Annotated in this window: 13 protein-coding genes; 9 read left to right on the top strand and 4 right to left on the bottom strand. The window is 70.5% G+C overall.

The genetic code is table 11. From position 1 onward, the window contains the following. From DLJ47_RS13255 to DLJ47_RS13225, 7 genes are all read left to right on the top strand, one after another. Positions 1–285, top strand: a 285-nt coding sequence (locus DLJ47_RS13255; RefSeq protein WP_199235820.1) for a DegT/DnrJ/EryC1/StrS family aminotransferase, incomplete at its 5' end; no start/stop codon positions are given. After that, positions 282–1,022, top strand: a complete 741-nt coding sequence (locus DLJ47_RS13250; protein WP_199235819.1) for an amidohydrolase family protein — start codon at positions 282–284, stop codon at positions 1,020–1,022. The genes DLJ47_RS13255 and DLJ47_RS13250, both read left to right, overlap by 4 nt. Then, positions 1,019–1,822: an amidohydrolase family protein gene (locus DLJ47_RS13245; RefSeq protein ID WP_109900326.1), complete on the top strand. Its 804-nt coding sequence runs from the start codon at positions 1,019–1,021 to the stop codon at positions 1,820–1,822. Before DLJ47_RS13250 ends, DLJ47_RS13245 begins: the two co-directional genes overlap by 4 nt. Before the next feature lie 28 nt (positions 1,823–1,850). Continuing rightward, positions 1,851–2,795 (top strand): fumarylacetoacetate hydrolase family protein, encoded by a 945-nt coding sequence (locus DLJ47_RS13240; protein ID WP_109900323.1) that lies wholly within the window; start codon positions 1,851–1,853, stop codon positions 2,793–2,795. Beyond that, entirely contained in the window at positions 2,792–4,033 is a 1,242-nt protein-coding gene (locus DLJ47_RS13235; RefSeq protein WP_109900322.1) for a DegT/DnrJ/EryC1/StrS family aminotransferase, read from the top strand. Before DLJ47_RS13240 ends, DLJ47_RS13235 begins: the two co-directional genes overlap by 4 nt. A gap of 2 nt (positions 4,034–4,035) precedes the next feature. Next, positions 4,036–5,355, top strand: a complete 1,320-nt coding sequence (locus tag DLJ47_RS13230) for a transcriptional regulator (protein ID WP_109900321.1) — start codon at positions 4,036–4,038, stop codon at positions 5,353–5,355. A gap of 31 nt (positions 5,356–5,386) precedes the next feature. After that, positions 5,387–6,403, top strand: coding sequence for an alpha/beta hydrolase family protein (locus DLJ47_RS13225; protein WP_109900320.1), 1,017 nt, complete (start codon positions 5,387–5,389; stop codon positions 6,401–6,403). Here DLJ47_RS13225 and DLJ47_RS13220 read toward each other — a convergent pair. Genes DLJ47_RS13220 through DLJ47_RS13210 form a run of 3 tightly spaced genes read right to left on the bottom strand, consistent with a single transcriptional unit; the run spans position 6,393 to position 9,454 of the window. Next, positions 6,393–7,286, bottom strand: coding sequence for a carbohydrate ABC transporter permease (locus tag DLJ47_RS13220; protein ID WP_199235818.1), 894 nt, complete (start codon positions 7,284–7,286; stop codon positions 6,393–6,395). The genes DLJ47_RS13225 and DLJ47_RS13220 overlap by 11 nt on opposite strands. Then, positions 7,283–8,191 carry a carbohydrate ABC transporter permease gene (locus DLJ47_RS13215; RefSeq protein WP_109900319.1) on the bottom strand — a complete coding sequence of 303 codons (909 nt, stop codon included), beginning with the start codon at positions 8,189–8,191 and terminating at the stop codon, positions 7,283–7,285. The genes DLJ47_RS13220 and DLJ47_RS13215 overlap by 4 nt, the downstream gene beginning before the upstream one ends. A gap of 24 nt (positions 8,192–8,215) precedes the next feature. Next, positions 8,216–9,454: an ABC transporter substrate-binding protein gene (locus DLJ47_RS13210; RefSeq protein ID WP_109900318.1), complete on the bottom strand. Its 1,239-nt coding sequence runs from the start codon at positions 9,452–9,454 to the stop codon at positions 8,216–8,218. Between the two features lie 233 nt (positions 9,455–9,687). Between DLJ47_RS13210 and DLJ47_RS37635 the strand changes: the two genes are divergently transcribed. Together DLJ47_RS37635 and DLJ47_RS13200 are read left to right on the top strand one after the other, a co-directional pair. Beyond that, positions 9,688–11,631: a hypothetical protein gene (locus tag DLJ47_RS37635; RefSeq protein WP_109900317.1), complete on the top strand. Its 1,944-nt coding sequence runs from the start codon at positions 9,688–9,690 to the stop codon at positions 11,629–11,631. A gap of 5 nt (positions 11,632–11,636) precedes the next feature. Next, positions 11,637–13,892, top strand: a complete 2,256-nt coding sequence (locus DLJ47_RS13200; protein WP_109900316.1) for a hypothetical protein — start codon at positions 11,637–11,639, stop codon at positions 13,890–13,892. 347 nt (positions 13,893–14,239) lie between these two features. Here DLJ47_RS13200 and DLJ47_RS13195 read toward each other — a convergent pair whose 3' ends face one another. Further along, positions 14,240–14,587 carry a histone-like nucleoid-structuring protein Lsr2 gene (locus DLJ47_RS13195; protein ID WP_109900324.1) on the bottom strand — a complete coding sequence of 116 codons (348 nt, stop codon included), beginning with the start codon at positions 14,585–14,587 and terminating at the stop codon, positions 14,240–14,242. Between the last annotated feature and the right edge of the window lie 278 nt (positions 14,588–14,865).

Raw genomic sequence — 14,865 nt, 5'->3', positions numbered from 1 at the left:
GGCTGGGCCACGGTGCACGCCCACCACCTCTACCTGTTCCGGTACGACCGGGGGCCCGTCGGCGAGTTCGTCACGGCGCTGCGGGGCCTCGGCGTCCCGGCGGTGCCGGGCTATCCGGTGCCGCTCTATCGGCAGCCGCTGTTCGCCGACCGGTACGCGACGGTGCATCTGCCGGAGACCGAGCGGGCCTGCCGGGAGACCGTGTGGTTGCCGCACGAACTGTTGTTGGCCCCGCTCGAACGGATCGCCGACGTGGTGAGCGCCGTGGAAAAGGCGCATCAGTGAACCTGTTCGACTGCAACGCGATGCTCGGCCGGCTCCCCTCCGCCCCCGCCGGCGAGGGGACGGTCGCGGCGCTGACCAAGGTGATGGACCGCTTTGGTATCGAGGCGGCGGTGGTCGCTCACACCGCCGCCTGGCGCCACGACCCCGTCACCGGCAACGCCCAGCTGCTGGCCGAGGTCGCTGGCGAGCCGCGACTACGACCCGCGTGGGTCGGCCTGCCGGACGGCTGCGGGGAGGTGCCGCCGCCGGCGCAGTTCGTGGCCGTCGTGCGCCGTCACGGCGTCGCCGCCGTACGTCTCTACCCGGCCGACCACGGCTACGACCTCGCCGGGCCCGACGTCACGCCGCTGCTGGACGCGCTGGCGGCGGCGCGACTTCCGCTGCTCGTCGACGCCGACCAGGCACCGCTGGCCGAGATCGAGGCGATTGCCGCGGCCCGACCCGCCCTGCAGGTGGTGGTGTGCCAGATCGGCTACCGGGCGCTGCGCCGACTCGCCGGCGTCCTCGTCCGTACCCCCAACGTGCACGTCGACCTGTCCTATCTCGGCACCCATCTCGCACTCGAGTGGCTGGTGGAGCGGTTCGGGACGGGCCGGTTGCTGTTCGGCACGGGCCTGCCGGCCCGGGACCCGGCCGACGCGGTGACCCGGCTGCTCTGGTCCGAACTCGGCGACGCGGAGGTCGCCGCGATCGGTGCCGGCAACCTGCGCCGGCTCATCGGAGGGGAGCTGTGGTGACCGCCGATCCGCTCACCGAGGCCGTCCGCAACCGGGCACCGCTGACCGGAACCGGCGTGATCGACGCCCACGCCCACCTCGGCCCGTACAGCCGGTTCTTCATCCCAGACCCGTCGGCGGAAACGATGGTGCGGCTGATGGACCGGTGCGGGGTCAGCTACGCCGTGCTGTCCTCGTGCCTGGCCATCGAGCTGGACACCGCCGACGGTAACGCCGCCACCGCCGCCGCCGTCCGCGCCCATCCGGACCGGCTCGGCGGCTACCTGACGGTGAATCCGCACCAGGATCCGGAGGTCGAGGTGGCCCGGTGGGCCGACGACCCGGCGTTCGTCGGGATCAAGCTGCACCCGAGCCTGCACGAGTACCCGGTGACCGGACCGGCGTACCGGCCGGCGTGGGAGTTCGCCGCGCGCACCGGGCGCCCGGTGCTCAGCCACACCTGGACCGGCTCGCCGTACGACGATCCGGCCCTGCTCGCCGCCGTCGCCGAACGCCATCCCGACGTGACGATCCTGCTCGGGCACGCCGGTGCCCTGCCGGCCGGCTTCGACACGGTCATCGAGCTGGCCCGCCGGCACCCGAACCTCTACCCGGAGATCTGCGGCTCCTTCTTCACCGGTCGGTCGCTGGCGCGGCTCGTCGGCGAACTGGGCGCGCACCGGGTCATCTACGGCTCCGACTTCCCGTTCATCGACCTGCGGTACTCGATCGGCCGGGTGCTCTTCGCCGACCTGCCCCTGGCCGACCGGGTAACCGTGCTCGGCGGCGCCTTCGCGGCGCTGCTCCCACCGCGACCCTGACCGCATCTGCTACCGCGAAGGATGAACGATGAGAATCGCCGGACTACCCACCCCGGATGGACTCCGGGTCGGCATCGGCGTCGGCGACCTGGTGGTGCGCGCCGACGCGCTTGGACTACACGCCGACCCGGTGGCGGTGGCGATGCTGCCCGACGCGCAGCGGCGGCGCTGGCAGGCCGCCGCCGAGGCCCGGGCGGCGGCCGGACCCGACGGTGACGTCGTGCGGCGGCTGAGCCAGACGCCGCTCGGGCCTCCCGTCTGGCCGGTGCCCAAGATGATCTGCCTGGCGTTGAACTATCGGGCACACGCCCAGGAGGGCGGGTTCACCCCACCGGCCCGGCCGGTCATCTTCCTGAAGGGCCCAAACACCCTCGTCGGCCACGGCTGCGACGTGACCGTGCCGCCGCTGACCCGGCGCATCGATCATGAAGGTGAGCTGGCGGTGGTGATCGGGCGCAGGTCGCGGCACCTCACCGCCTCCACCTGGCGCGACGCGACCGCCGGCTACACGATCTGCAACGACCTGACCGCCCGCGACCTGCAACTGGAGGACATCGAGGCGCGGCACCCGTGGGACCTGTCCAAGAGCATCGACGGCTACGGGCCGCTGGGCCCGTGGCTGGTGACCACCGACGAGGTCCCCGATCCGCAGGCCCTCGACCTGGAGGTGCGGGTCGACGGCGAGCCGCGCCAGCGGGGCCGCACGGACCAGATGATCTTCGGGGTCGGTGAGCTGCTGATCCGGCTCAGCGCGGTGATGACGCTGGAACCGGGCGACGTGATCGCCACCGGCACGCCGGAGGGCATCGGGCCGGTGGCGGACGGGTCGACCGTCGAGGTGCGGGTCGGGGACCTCGGCGTGCTGCGCAACCGAGTGGTGTTCGAGGCCAGGCCGGCGACCGGAGCCGGCGGGGCCGCGACCAGGCCGGCCGAGGTGGCCGCCGCCACCGGCGGAGAGGCGGTGCGGTCGTGAGGCACTATCCGAGCGCCGCGGAGCCGGCCGGACGCAGCTTGGGCGACGCGGAGACAGCGGCGCTGGCCGAGGTCATCGCCTCCGGAAAACTCAACTTCACCGTCGGCGGCACCCAGACCCCCGCTCTGGAGCACGAGTTCGCCACGCTGCTCGGCGTCGACCACGCGGTGGCCTGCTCCTCCGGGACCGCCGCCCTGCACCTGGCCGTCGGCGCGGTCGACCCGGCGCCCGGGGACGAGATCATCACCACCCCGCTGACCGACTTCGGCACCGTCATCCCGATCCTGGCGCAGAACGCGGTACCGGTCTTCGCCGATGTCGACCCGGAAACCGGCGTGCTCGACCCGGTCAGCGTCGAGTCCCTGATCTCCGGCCGGACCCGGGCGATCGTCGCCGTGCACCTGTTCGGCGCAGCCGCACCGGTCGACACGCTGCGCGAGATCGCCGACCAGTACGGCGTCGCCCTGATCGAGGACTGCGCGCAGGCGTACCTCACGGCGCTGCCCGACGGCCGCCTCGCCGGCACCGTGGGGCACGCCAGCTGCTTCTCGTTGCAGCAGTACAAGCACATCACCTGCGGCGACGGTGGCCTCGCGGTCAGCGCCGACCCGCAGTTCGCCGCCGCGATGCGGCTGTTCGCGGACAAGGGCTGGCCCCGGGCCACCGGCGAGCGCACCCATCTGTCGTTCGGGATGAACTACCGGATGACCGAACTGCAGGCGGCGGTCGCCCGTGTCCAGCTCGTCAAGCTGCCCTCCGTGGTAGAGCGCCGGCGGCACAGCGCCCGACGCCTCGCCGAGGCGTTGCGCCCGCTGGCCGGGATCCGCGTGCCGGCCGACCTCGACCGGCACGCCGTGTGGCTGTTGCCCGTCGTGCTGGACGTGGACGCGGCGGGGGCGGACAACCAGGCGTACGCCAAGGCGCTCGCCGCCGAGGGCGTCCCGGTGTCCGCCGGCTACCTCGACCAGCCGGTGTACGGGTATCCGGCCATCGCGCAGCGGCGCCTGTACGGTGGATCCGGCTTCCCGTTCACCAGCCCGCCGGCCCGCGTCGAGTTCCGCTACGGACCCGGTCTGTGCCCGCGCGCAGAGCGGCTGATCGGCCGGACCCTGCTGGTGTTGCACTGGAACGAGGCGTACACCGACGGCGACGTGGACGCGATCGCGGAGGCCTTCGTGCGCGTCCACCACCGGCTGCGCGTGGGTAGTCTGCACCCAGGTGCTGAGATAGGAGTGTGACGGTGCGGGAGGCGAGTTCGGAGGGGCTCGGCTACAAGCTGACCGTCGGCGTCGTCGGCACCGCCGACGTGGTGGCCACCACCATGCACCTCGGTGCGGACTTCGCCGACGGGCCCGTCGACTTCCGGCTCGTCGCCGTGGCCTACGAACACGAGGCAGACATCGCCCGGGAACTGGCCCGGGTCCAGCCCGAGCTCGACGTGTGCCTCTTCGCCGGCCCCCTGCCATACGACCTGGCGCGGGAGGCGGGTGCCCTCAGCGTGCCAGCCACCTTCGTTCCACTCTCCGGATCCGCGCTGTACGGCACGCTGCTGCGTGCTGTCCTCGACGGCGGGTACGACCTGCGCCGGGTCAGCATCGACTCGGTGCCGCGGCGGGAGGTCGACGAGGCCTACAGCGAGATCGGGGTCCCCGCCGACGACGTCTCCGTCCTGGAGTACTCCGATCCCTCCTCGCCCAGCGCGTTCGAGTCGTTCCACGCGGAGCTCCACCGCTCCGGCACCACCACCCTCGCCCTGACCAGTGTGCGTTCGGTGGCGCAGCGGCTCGCCGCGGCCGAGGTGCCCGTGCTGCTCGTCCGGCCCACCAAGGCGACCGTGCGCGTCGCACTGCGGACGGCGCTGCTGCTCGGGCTCGGCAGCCGGCTGGAGGAGTCACAGATCGCCGTCGGCATCGTCGAGGCGCCGGTGACGGGTGGTGACTTCGGCGCGCTCCGGCTGGCCCTGCAGGGCCTGCTGCTCGACGAGGCGCGCGGGATGGGCGCGACGGTGCTGCCGCGGGACGAGCGCAGCTACTACGTGGTCGCCACACTCGGCTCCCTCGTCGCGGCGACCGACGACTTCGCGGTCCCGCCGTTCGTCGAGCGGGTCCGAGCCGAGCTCGGGATCGACATCGAGCTGGGCATCGGGCTGGGGGCGACCGCGCGGGAGGCCGAGGCCAACGCGCGGACGGCCCTGGGCCGGTCCCGCACCGACGGCGAGCACGACAGCTACCTAGTCGGGCACGATGGGCACGTCCTGCTGCTGCCGTCGCGACCTCGGGTGCGGATGGCGGCGCAGAAGGAAGCGCGGACCAAGGCCGTCGCGACCCTGCGCCGGCTGGTCACCGCGATGCGGTCCGCCGCGCGACTGCCGCAGTCGGGGCCGGTGGTCGTGGACGCCTCCACCGTCGCGGACCTTCTCCAGATCACCCCGCGGGCAGCCCGCCGGCTGCTGAACACCCTGTCCGAGCTCGGCCTGGCGTGGCAGATGCCCCCGGCGCGGACCACCGGCCCGGGCCGGCCGCGCCAGTCGTACCGCCTGATGCTCGAACGGCTCGGCTGAGCGTCCCCCGAATCCGATTGGGAGGCTCCTCATGGCGTACCGTCTCGCGGACCTGCGCGCCGAGACCGTGCCGCCGCTCCTGCCGGACGGCGGGGGTGAGGAACAGTGGGCCGGCGCCCGCGCGGCGATCGAGCGGGTGTGGCGGCGCTGCCTCGGCCCGTTGCCCGGGCCCGTCGCGGTGCGCCAGACGGTCGTCGCCGAGCACCACGAGGCGGACCACGTCCGGCGGCACCTGGTCTACGACGCACCCGGGGGCGAGCAGGTGCCGGCCATCCTGCTGGTGCCGCACCATGCGGCGGCCGACCGCCCGGCGCCCGCGGTGCTCGCCCTGCACCCGACGGTCGACACCGGCAAGGTGGACGTCGCGACCGCCGCCGGTCGGCCCAACCGGCGGTACGGACTGGAACTCGTCCAACGTGGCTTCGTTGTGCTCGCCGCCGACGCCATCACCGCGGGTGACCGGATCCGCGACGGCGAGCAGCCGTTCCACACCGCCGGCTTCTACGCGCGCAATCCGGGCTGGACCGCAGTCGGCCGCATGCTCGTCGACCACGTGCAGGCGGTCGAACTGCTGCGCACTCTCGACGTGGTCGACCCGGACCGCATCGGCGCGATTGGTCACTCGCTGGGCGGATACAACGCGATCTTCCTGGCCGGGCTCGACCCACGGATCCGAGCCGTCGCCGTGAGTTGCGGGTTCAGCGTGTTCGCCGACGACCCAGACCCGGGCCGGTGGGGCGAGCGGGACTGGTTCTCCCATCTGCCACCGCTCACCGCGGACCTGACGGCCGGCACGGTGCCGTTCGAGTGGCACGAGATCGCGGCGCTCGTCGCGCCGCGCCCGATGTTCAGCTGGTCGGCGCGGCAGGACGAGATCTTTCCGAACTGGGCGGCCATCGCAGCCGGGACGGCACAGCTCAGCAGGCTGTACCACGCCCTCGGTCACCCGCGGCGGGGCGAGTTCCTGGCCGGCGACGGCGGGCACGACTTCCCGGCATCCGCCCGGCTGGCCGCGTACGCCTTTCTCGAGCGGTGGCTCAACCCTTGATGCCCGAGGACATGACACCCTCGGTGAGATAGCGCTGACCGAAGAGGTAGGCGACGGTCAGTGGCACCGAGGCAACCACCGCGCCGGCCATCACGGCGTTGAGCGGCACGTTTTGCTTGTGCAGCCCGGCGACCCCGACGGTCAGCGTCTGCATGCTGGTGTCCTGTCCGACCAGCAGCGGCCACAGGAAGTCGTTCCAGTGCCAGAGGAAGACGAAGATGCCGAGGGTGGCCAGGATCGGCTTGCACAATGGGAGCACGATCCGCCAGTAGATCCACCAGTCCGAGCAGCCGTCCAGGCGGGCGGCCTCGATGAGTTCGTCGGGGATGGTGCTGATGAACTGGCGCAGGAGGAACACCCCGGTCGCGTTGGCGAGCGTCGGGACCACCATCCCCCAGTAGGTGTCCACGCCGCCCGCCTTGGCGATGAGGATGAACAGCGGGATGAGGGTGATCTGGTAGGGCACCATCAGCATCGCCAGGAACGACCAGAACATCACCTCCCGGCCGGGGAAACGCTTCTTGGCGAAGCCGTATCCGGCCAGCGAGGACAGCAGGAGCACGAAGACGACCCCGACGACCGAGTAGACGGTCGTGTTGAGTGCCCAGCGGGTCAGTCCGTCGGCGGCGAAGATTCGCTCGTACTGCTCGGCGGTCAAGGGCCACGGGACGAGACTGCGCGGGATCTCGACGAATCCCTGCGGCTTGAGGGACAGCACGACCATCGCGTAGAAGGGAAACAGCGTCACGAACGTGGCCAGCACGAGCAGCAGCGCGGTGGCACCGCGACCCAGCCGGGACGCCAGGGGCAGGCGGCGCCGTACGGCTGGCGGCCGGGCCGCCGCGGCGGTGGTCCGGGCGTGCGGGCGGGTATCGACAGTCACGTGTTCTTCCCCCCGAAGATGAGGCGCTGGACCAGTGCGATGACCAGCGTGAGCACGAACAGAGCCACCCCGACCGCGCTGGCGTAGCCGAGGTCGAAGTAGGTGAAGCCCTGGTCGTAGAGCATGTAGACCAGCGAGTAGGAACCGCGGCCCGGCCCGCCGCCGGTGAGCACATACACCGAGTCGAACACCTGGAACGAATTGATCGTGTCGAGGACGGCGACGAAGAACAGGGCCGGCCGCAGTTGCGGCAACGTCACCCGCCAGAACCGCTGCCACGGTCCCGCACCGTCCACGACTGCCGCCTCCTCGGTCTCCTTCGGCACGTCGTGCATCCGGGCGAGGATGATGAGCATGTCGAAGCCGTAGCGCCCCCAGACGGCGAGCACGGCGACGGCTGGCAGGACGAGCGCGGTGCTGCCCAGCCAGTCTCGCGGCAGGCCGAGCCAGCCCATGAGCATGGGCCAGGGGCCCTGCGGGGAGAAGATCCAGCCGAACACGACGCCGGCGAGCACGATGCTGGTCACGGACGGCAGGAAGAAGACCGAGCGGAAGAACCGCACGCCGCGGAACGCCCGCCGGGTCAGCAGCGCCATCCCGGTCGCGGCCACCATCGACAGCGGCACACTGATCAACGTGTAGACGATGGTGACCCGCAGCGCCGCCCAGAAGGCCGGATCGTCGACGAGGCGTTCGTAGTGGTCGAGCCCTCGCCAGGTGGCCCCGCCGCCGATCGTGTAGTCGAAGAAGCTGAGCAGGATGCCCGCGATCGCCGGCCCGAACCGGAAGGCCAGGAAGAGCAGCAGGCAGGGCAGGACGAAGGCGAGCCCGATCAGGGCGTCCTTGCGTCGACGTGCCCGCCGTGCCCGTCCCGGGTCCGGGCCGGCGATCTCGAGCGTTGCCACGAATTGCTCCTTCCGATTGCCGTGCTATGAGCCGAGCAGCTGGTTGGCCTGCTTGGCCGCTTCCTTCAGGGCCTCTTCGGGGCTCTTCTGGCCGATCAGCGCGGCCTGCACCTCCGACCTCAGCACGCCCTGGACGTCACGCGCCTTCACGTGGAGTTCGCCTGGGGAGGCGAAGTTCAGCAACTGCTCGGCCGGGCCGAGCACCGGGTCGTCGGCGTAGAGCGCCGGCACGGACTTGCGCGGGGCGAAGTAGCCGGAGGCCTTGTCGTAGGCGCCCATCACCTCGGCGCTGGTGATGTAGTTGATCCACTTCGCGGTGGCGTCCTTGTTCTTCGATCCCTTGAGCATCGAGAACGAGCCGACCGTGCCGTAGGTGTCCTGCGTCTTGTTCTGCAGCGGGGGCTGCGTCACCACGTTTTCCTTGCCCCACAGGTCGATCATGGTCGACGGGGCGTGCGAGTAGGTGCAGGCGACCTTGCCCTGCGCCATCCTGGTCTGCTCGATGGCGAGCTGCTGGGTGATCAGCGCCTTCTCCACGTACTCGGCCTCGACGAGCTTGCGCATGAAGGTGACCGCTTCGACACCCGCCGGGTCGTCGAACACGACCTTCTTTCCGTCAGCGGAGAAGGTCTTGCCGCCTGCCTGCCACAGCAAGGGGTAGACGACCTGGTTGATGCCGTCGGCGTAGGGGATCGCGGTGACGTCGAAGCCCTTGGCCTTGAAGGTCGGGCCGAGCGCGAGCAGGTCGTCCCAGGTCTTCGGGTAGTCCGTCACGCCGGCGGCCTCGAACACCCGCTTGTCGCAGAGCGTGGCGACGACGCTCATCAGGATGGGCGCTCCGACGATCTTCCCGTCGACCGTGACCGATCGGGTCACGTTCTCCCGGTAGTCGGCCTTCGCGTCCGCCGGCAGGTGCTTGTCGAGCGGCTCGAGCGCGTTCTGCGCGTAGAACTTCGGCAACTGGTCCGGGATCATGTAGACGGCGTCTGGCCCCTTGCCGGCAGCGATGGCTGCGGTGAGCTGCTGCTCCCGGTTGGCCCAGGGGTAGATGTTGACCTTGACCTTGGTGCCGGAGTTGGCGGCCTCGAATGTCTTGATCGTGTCGTCCCAGAAGGCCCGATGCTTCGCCTCGTCGGCGATGATCGGGTAGATCCACATCGTGACGGTCGAGTCGGAACCGCCGCCCCCCGACCCGCAGGCGGTCGCCCCGGTGGCGACGGCCAGGGATGCGAGCAATGCCGCGGCAACTCTGCGTGGAGCCATACGCTCACCTCTCGTGTCATCGGGTTACGGGCCAGACCGTAGTTCCACTATTGATTCACGTCAACGGGTCGTGCCGAGTGTCCACGGTTGACCCATGCATCGCGACAAGCTGAGCGAGCATCGAAACCAGTTCGGATGGCGCGTCTGCGTCATGACCGACCACATTTGATCCTGTGATTTCGGTCTGGTCCGCTATACATTGACGCCAAGCGCTGATCTCAGGAGGTCAATGCATGGTCATCCCCCGTTCCTTCTCCCGAACGATCGCCGTCCTCGCCGCCGCCGGCCTCGCGGTGACGCTGAGCACCGCACCGAGCCAGGCGGACACGCCAGCCGAGGGCACCATCACCGACTACGGTCCGGCCAGCGTCACCAATGCCCTCGGCAACGCCGAGTTCGTTGGCGACACGCTCTACGCGGTGACGCGGGGCCTGGCGCCGAACACCGTCGGCGCGTACGACACCGTCACCGACACCGTGACCGCCCACCACGACATCCCGACCGGGATCGGCGCGTGGGCAATGACCAAGGTCGGCACCGACCTGTACGTCGGCACCCACGTCCCGTCCGACCTCTACCGCGTCGACACCCTCAGCGGCGCGGTCACCAAGGTCGCGTCGTTCGCCGACGACTTCATCTGGAACGTGACCGCGTCCCCGGACGGCAAGATCTACCTGGGCTTCTCCCCGACCGGGCGGGTCGTCGAGTACGACCCGGCCAGCGGTGGCACCCGCGACTTCGGCGTCGCCAGCCCCGGCGAGCAATACGTGCGCAGCATCGCCGCCGACGCCACCACCGTCTACGCCGGCGTCGGCGCCCATGCCCGCCTGGTCGCCATCGACCGCGCCACCGGCGCCAAGCGGGAGATCCTGCCCGCCGAGCTGACCAGCCGCGACTTCGTCGCCAGCATGTCGATGAGCGACACCCACCTCGCCATGGGCATCTCGTCCGTCGGCGAACTGCTCGTGCTCAACAAGGGGAACCCGGCGGACTACCGGATCGTTAAGGCCACCGCCCCAGGCGAGAAGTACATCGTGTCGACCGAGTTCCTCGGCGACTACGTCTACTTCACCGGCCGGCCGTCCGGCGCGCTCTACCGCTACCACCTCGCCACAGGCCAGGTCGAGACAGTGGGCGTCCCCTACCCCGAAGCGGGCACGCCTCGACTGCTGACCCACGCCGGAAAGCTCTACGGCATCCAGGACGGCGCGGTCTTCGTCTACGACCCCGCCACCGGCTCGCTCGACCACCGCAACCTCGTACAGCGCGGCTTCCGGGCCTCGGCCGAGCAGCCGATGGTGATGCTCTCCGACGGCCGGCGGGTCTACGTCTCCGGCAAGGGCGGCGTGCAGATCCACGACCTGGCCGCCGATGAACAGACCCGGCTGGGCCTGCCGGGCCAACCGAAGGCGATGTCCGCCGTGAACGGCCAGATATATATGGGCGTCTACACGCAGGCGCTGCTCTACCGGCACACGCCGGGCGAGGCCGACGCCGACCTGCTGGCCCGCGTCGGCAACCGGCAGGACCGGCCGCGGGACATGGTGTACGACGAGCGCAGCGGCCTGATCGTCATGCCGACCCAGCCGGAGCCCGGGCAGACCGACGGCGCCCTGGCGCTCTACGACGTGGCCGCCGGCACGCTCGACGTACGCCGGCCGGTGGTCGAACGGCAGAGCGTCTACTCGGTGACCACCCAGCGCGGTACGGCGTACCTGGGCACCAACATCCAGGAGGGGTTCGGCCTGCCGCCGGTCACCACCACCGCCCGGCTCGCGGCCTTCGACCTGGATGACCGTGCCGTCACCTGGCAGATCGAGCCGGTCCCCGGCGCGGCCTTCATCGCCGACCTCGGGCACACCGCGTCGCGGATCTACGGGGTGACCGACACGGGGGTCTTCTTCGAGGTCGACCCGGTCCGGCGCACGGTGACCCGCACGGTGAGCGTCGGCTCCGCCGGCGGTGACCTCGTGGTCCGGGACCGGGTCGCCTACGGCACCGACGGCAACCGGCTCTACAAGGTGGACCTGGTGAAGTTCACCGTGACCACCGTCGCGGACGGACTGGCCGGCGAATGGTTCGACGGCGCGAAGCTCGCCGCCGACCCGTGCGGGTGCGCGCTCTACACGCTACGCGGCCGCAACCTCATCAAGATCGACATTTCTGGCCGGAGGTGACAGTCATGCGTCGTTTCCTTCTCGCCGCCACCTCGTCCGTGGCGCTGCTCCTGCCGGTGGGCGCCGTCGCAGTGCCCGCCGCGGCGGCCGAACCCGCACCGCCCGTCGGCACCGTCACCGACTTCGGGGTCCAGTCCACCGCGCTGACCGTCTTCGAGGGCCACCTCGGCACCGACGCAGCCGGGCAGCCGGCGTGGTACGGGGTGCAGATGGGCACGCCCGGCGTGGTGGCCATGGTGGACCCGGTCGACCGGACGCACCGCGCCACGTTCGAACTGCCCGACTCGTCCGGCGGGTGGGGCATCACCCAATCCGACGACGGCACGGTCTACGCCGGCAGCTACCCCAACGCCCACGTCTACCGGATCGACCCGGCCACCAGCGCGGTGACCGACCTCGGCGCCCCGGTTGCCGGCCAGACCGTCCTGTACGGCTTCCGTCCCGGCCGTGACGGCCGGATCTACGGTGGCACCTACCCGGGCTCGCACGTCTTCTCGTACTCGCCGACCGAGGGATTCCGCGACTACGGCTCGATGTATCCGGGCCAGCACTACGCCATCGACGTGGCGGTAGATTCCGATCGCGAGGTGCTCTGGGCCGCCGTCGGCACCGGCGGGCACCTGATCCGGCTCGACCTGCGCACCGGGGAGAAGCGCGACATCTGGCCCGCCGAGCTGCAAGGGGATGTCAACCACCCGTACGACATCAACCTGGTTGGCGGCCGGTTGTTCGTGAAACGCAGCAAGCTGCAGGCGCTCGTGCTCGACCCGGACACCGGCGCGGTGCTGGCGGACAACTTCACGATCAGCTCGCGGGGCACCTCGGGGCTCGCCCCCGACGGCCGCACCGTGTACTTCACCTCGGGCACCTCCCTGTGGCACTACGACGTGGCCACCGACACCCTCGGGCCGGTACGCGACGCCGGCGGGGCCGAGGTGCGCAGCGGCGGGCCCGGCGTCGGGTTCGGCTTTCTGGACGGCCGGCTGCACGCTCTGATCGGCAACTACTTCGGCGACGCGCTCTGGTATGACCCGACGACCGGTGCCAACGAGCGGTTCAAGCTGCCGTTCCCCCACCAGCCGATCGACATCAACAACATCACCACCGCACCGGACGGGCGCGTCTACACCAACCTCTATATCAACGGGAACCTGAGCGCGCTCGACCCGGCGACCGGCACGGCGACCAACCTCGGCCGGATCGGCCAGGCCGACGGCTTCGGCTGGCACGACGGCATCATGTACCAGGGCGTCTACCCGAACGCCTCGGTGCACGCCTACGACCCGAACAAACCGTTCCGAGCGGGGACCAACCCGCGGGAGCTGTTCCGGCTCCAGGCGGACCACGGGCAGAACCGCCCGGTTGCCTTCGCCGACGCCGGCACGGCGATGTACATCGGCAGCACCCCGGACTACGGGATGTTCGGCGGGGCGCTGACCCGCTACGACTACACCACGGGGCAGCACACGGTCCAGCGCGACATCATCCCCGACCAGGGGGTGATCTCGCTGGCCGTGGTCGGTGACACGCTGTGGGGCGGCAGCAGCATCAACGGCGGTGGCGGCACGACACCCAGGGCGACCGAGGCCCGCCTCTTCACGGTGGACCTCGACACCGGTGCGGTGACCGACCGCGGTGTACCCGTGCCCGGAGCCAGCTCGGTTACCTCGCTGGCCGCCGGCCCGGACGGCCGGCTGTGGGGCCTGGCCGACAACACCCTGTTCGTGGTGGATCCGATCAGCGGCGCGCTGGTCCGGCGGGTGACCCTTCCCGGACGGTACGGAGGTGTGCAGGACGACCTGTTCGTCAACCCCGACGAGCACGTCTACGTCTCGCTCGACGGGTACCTGCTGCGCGTGGACCCGCTCTCGTACGCGGTGACCGTCCTGCGCGACGCCGGCACCTACCGTCTCACCCAGGACCGGCAGGGCGACCTCTGGTTCCGGAGCGGGGTGAAGGGTAACAACAACGCCGTCCAGTACGGCGCCCGCCTGCTGCGCTACGCCCCGCCGGCCGACGCCTGCCCCGGCTCCGACCTACGGGTGACGGTCATCGTGGACGGCGTCGACAGCGGGGTGGCCAATCGTTACCGGCCGGACGGCTGCACCGTCAACGATCTGATCCGCGAGCAGGACCACGCCACGCACGAGGCGCTGATGGAGCACGTCACCGCAGTCACCCGGGCGCTGGTGGACGCCGGCATCCTCACCCGCACCGATCGAGTCGCGATCATCTCGGCAGCCGCCCGATCGGACGGCTGACACGATGGTGGGGCCGGCCGGCAGCCGGCCCCACCGCCACAACTCGAACAAGTCCCGCAGCGATTCGACAGGCTGCGCCGGCCAGGTGGCGAGCAGCGGAGGACGTTACTTCGGTTCGCTGGGAGGTCACGCCGACTCGCTCGCCCACATCACCGCAGGTCATGGCGCCCTCCTTCATTCGGCCCCGGTGACCACCGGGCTCGGCCTCGATCATGTACATCGAGTACAACTCCGGCCCGAGTTGAACCCTAGTTAGTGCCTGTCTGAGGCGGCACCCCGCCGCCTGATCGAGTGTCGGAGCCCGATGCGAACGAGGCCTGCCGGCAGCGCGGTGAGTTGCCGTACGGTCAGCGGTTGTTGTAGGCCTCTACCACCGAGGCCGGGATGCGACCCCGTTCGGAGACCTGGTAGCCGTTCTCGGCGGCCCATTCGCGGATCGCGCGAGTGCGAGCACGACTGCTGCTGGAGGTGGCGGGACGCGTCGACCGCCGCGCCGGCCGACCCGAGTCGATGCCTCCCCGCCCCATCCGCCGGCCCGCGGTGATGTACACGTCGAGGGCCTTCCGTAGGGCGCCGGCGTTGTGGTCGGACAGGTCGATGGCGTAGGCGACACCGTCCAGGCTGAATTCGACGGTCCGGTCCGCCGCTCCGCCGTCGAGGTCGTCGGTCAGAACGGTGATCACTTTCCGGGCCATGGCGGTCACTCCCAGCGAATTCGTTGGTTTTAGCTTGAGCCGGGGAAATGGTACGCCTCGTCAGCTGCACCATCGACAGCTGGGCCATCAGCCCGAGCGGCTGAATCGACAGTGGACAGCCGTCAGTCGAACTTTCGCCGAGGACGTTCATTGAGGTGATCTCAGCAAGGTTGGGGCTGACGGTCGTATAGCAATGTGGTGAGCACGAGGGCACTGCGGGCGATCTCTCCGATGGTCGTCGGGCTGGCGGTGACGTGTTGCAGCGCTTTCCAGCCGCG

It is taken from the genome of Micromonospora sp. S4605 (genome assembly GCF_003176715.1).
Lineage (GTDB): Bacteria > Actinomycetota > Actinomycetes > Mycobacteriales > Micromonosporaceae > Micromonospora > Micromonospora echinaurantiaca.
This window is presented reverse-complemented; position numbering and strand designations above follow the sequence as displayed.

Coding starts and splice junctions, on each gene's coding strand:
- DLJ47_RS13240 (WP_109900323.1), top strand. CDS start 1,851: ATGAGAATCGCCGGACTACCCACCCCGGATGGACTCCGGGTCGGCATC.
- DLJ47_RS13225 (WP_109900320.1), top strand. CDS start 5,387: ATGGCGTACCGTCTCGCGGACCTGCGCGCCGAGACCGTGCCGCCGCTC.
- DLJ47_RS13210 (WP_109900318.1), bottom strand. CDS start 9,454: ATGGCTCCACGCAGAGTTGCCGCGGCATTGCTCGCATCCCTGGCCGTC.
- DLJ47_RS37635 (WP_109900317.1), top strand. CDS start 9,688: ATGGTCATCCCCCGTTCCTTCTCCCGAACGATCGCCGTCCTCGCCGCC.
- DLJ47_RS13200 (WP_109900316.1), top strand. CDS start 11,637: ATGCGTCGTTTCCTTCTCGCCGCCACCTCGTCCGTGGCGCTGCTCCTG.
- DLJ47_RS13195 (WP_109900324.1), bottom strand. CDS start 14,587: ATGGCCCGGAAAGTGATCACCGTTCTGACCGACGACCTCGACGGCGGA.